This window comes from Micrococcus sp. LASM2_SD2, assembly GCF_057364565.1.
The window spans coordinates 1-2,681 of record NZ_JBNFOB010000281.1; the positions used below are offsets into that span (position 1 = coordinate 1).

Annotated in this window: 2 protein-coding genes; both read right to left on the reverse strand. The window is 71.7% G+C overall.

Features of this window, described 5'->3' with window-relative positions; genetic code table 11:
* A partial coding sequence (gene mtrB / locus AC2W7A_RS11405; protein WP_485991452.1) for an MtrAB system histidine kinase MtrB occupies positions 1-1,884 on the reverse strand: 1,884 nt, incomplete at its 3' end.
* 4 nt (positions 1,885-1,888) lie between these two features.
* Positions 1,889-2,569, reverse strand: a complete 681-nt coding sequence (mtrA, locus tag AC2W7A_RS11410) for an MtrAB system response regulator MtrA (RefSeq protein WP_485991453.1) — start codon at positions 2,567-2,569, stop codon at positions 1,889-1,891.
* Between the last annotated feature and the right edge of the window lie 112 nt (positions 2,570-2,681).

Genomic DNA, 2,681 nt, shown 5'->3' on the forward strand with positions numbered 1-2,681 from the left:
GCGGCGGCGCGCTGCTGCGTGCTCATCGGTCCTCCTCTGCGTCCGTGGTGTGCGTCGGCTCGCGCAGCGTCTGCTCCTGCACCCGGTCGATCTCTCCGGTGTCCACGTCCTCGTCCGGGCCGTCCGGTCCGGTCCGCTCGAGGGCCGCGTCGCCGAGCGGACGGCGCGGGTCGGAGGCCAGCCGTCGCTCGCGGACGTCGTAGACGGGCGGCAGGGCGAGGGGCGGCATGGCCCACCATCGTCTCCGTCGGAGTGCGGCCACCCCGGCCGGGGCTGGTCGCAGGGGATCGTGAGCAGGAAGCAGGACCCCACGCCGAGCTCACCCCAGGCGGCGAGGCTGCCGCCGTGGATGCGGGTGTCCTCGGTGGCGATGGACAGGCCGAGCCCCGAGCCCCCGGTGGTGCGGGTGCGGGCCGGGTCGGCGCGCCAGAAGCGGTCGAAGACCCGCTCGACCTGCTCGGCGGACATGCCGATGCCGTGGTCCACCACGGCCACCGAGACGACCCCGCCGTCGCCGGCGACCACCACGTCCACCGGGCGGCCCTCGGCGTGCTCGATCGCATTGTTGACGAGGTTGCGGACGATGCGCTCGATGCGGCGGGGGTCCACCCGGGCCAGGAACGCATTCCCCTGCGGGACCACGAACACCTCCACCCCAGCACGGTCGGCGAGCGGCTGGGAGGTGAGGATGACGTCGTTGCAGAGCTCGAAGAGGTCGGTCTCCTCGAGGGCGAGCATGGCCGCTCCGGCGTCGAACCGGGTGATCTCGAGCAGGTCGGCCAGCATCGCCTGGAAGCGGTCCACCTGGTGGTAGAGCAGCTCGGTGGAGCGACGGTTGACCGGGTCGAAGTCCCCGCGGGAGCCGTAGAGGACGTCGGCCGCCATGCGCACGGTGGTGAGCGGGGTGCGCAGCTCGTGGGAGACGTCCGAGACGAAGCGCTGCTGCATCTGGGACAGCTGGGCCAGCTGGGTGATCTGGTCCTGGATGTTGTCCGCCATGCGGTTGAAGGAGGTGCCGAGGCGGGCCACCTCGTCCTCTCCGTGCACGGGCATGCGGACCTCGAAGTTGCCGCGGGAGAGAGTCTCTGCGGCGAGGGACGCCTGCTGCACGGACTGCACCACGAGGCGGATGACCGCGGCGGAGACCACCACGTTCAGCAGGACGAAGCCGGTGCCGAACAGCATGAGCACACGCAGGACTGAGTCGAGCGAGTTCTGCACGTCGGTGAGGTCGTAGACCAGGTAGAGCGAGTATCCGGAGCCCGGCGGCAGGATGACCTGGGTCCCGAAGGCCAGGGCCGGGGTCTCGGAGCCGTCCTCGTCGCGCACGGCCATGTGCGCGTAGTAGACGCCGGTCCCGCCGGCCACCGTGGACTTGAGGTCGGCCGGGATGGCCTCGGAGTCCAGTTGCACGGAGGAGACCTTGCCGATCTCCGAGGAGTCCGTGTCCGGCAGCGGCTCGAGGAGGAACTTCCGTCCGAGGGTCGAGGAGTCGCCCTCGAGGGAGCGCAGGGTCTGGGAGACCATGACGTCGGTGACCGGGGTCTCGGGCGTGCCGGCGAGGGTGAACGTGTCACGCACCTGTGCCAGGGAACGGTTCGCATCGGCCTCGACCTGCTCGAAGCGGGCCTCGACGAGGGCGTCGGAGATCTGCTGTGCGAAGAAGAGGGCGAGCAGTCCGGAGGCCACGAACGTGAGCACGCCGACCATGACGGAGGTGCGCAGCTGCAGGGAGCGCCGCCAGCCGCGGCGGAGTCCGGTGAGCCACCGCAGCGGGTTCAGCGACGAGCGCCGGTCCGGGTCGGGCTCGACGACGACCGGGATGAGCCCAGTGGCCGGGAGCGTGCGGGTGTCCCGTTCCTCCTGGTCGGGGGCCTGGGCCACGGGCTCAGCCCTGGCCGGCCTTGTAGCCGACGCCGCGGACGGTGAGCACCACGGTGGGGTTCTCGGGGTCCGGCTCGACCTTGGAGCGCAGCCGCTGGACGTGGACGTTCACCAGGCGGGTGTCGGCCTGGTGGCGGTAGCCCCAGACCTCCTCCAGGAGCATCTCGCGACTGAAGACCTGCCAGGGCTTCCGGGCGAGGGCCACGAGCAGGTCGAACGCGAGGGGGGTGAGCGAGATGGTCTCGTCCCCACGGCGGACCTGGTGGCCGGCCACGTCGATGTCCAGGCCGCCGATCTTCAGGGTCTCGGGGGCGCGGGTCTCGCCCTCGCGCAGGCGGGCGCGGACGCGGGCCACGAGCTCGGCGGGCTTGAAGGGCTTGGGCACGTAGTCGTCCGCACCGGACTCGAGGCCGCGGACCACGTCGGCGGTGTCGGACTTCGCGGTGAGCATGACGATCGGCACGTCGGACTCGGCGCGGATGATCTTGCACACCTCGATGCCGTCGATGCCCGGGAGCATCAGGTCCAGCAGGACCAGGTCCGGACGCACAGCGCGGAAGGTCGGCAGTGCGGAGGACCCGTCCTTGGCGAACGCCGGCTCGAAGCCGTCGTTGCGCAGGACGATGCCGATCATCTCGGCCAGCGCCTCGTCGTCGTCCACGACCAGGATGGTGGCGCGGGTCATCGGTGCCTCCTCGTGCTCGTCCGCCGCGCCGGTGCGCGGCGTCGCCTCGGCGGGGCCCGTCGCGGCTCCGCCCGTCGTCTGCCCTCCAGCCTATCGCCCCGGCCGCCCCCCG

Excerpts from the sequence above, each read along its gene's own strand:
- mtrA (WP_485991453.1), bottom strand. The coding sequence starts at position 2,569 with ATGACCCGCGCCACCATCCTGGTCGTGGACGACGACGAGGCGCTGGCC.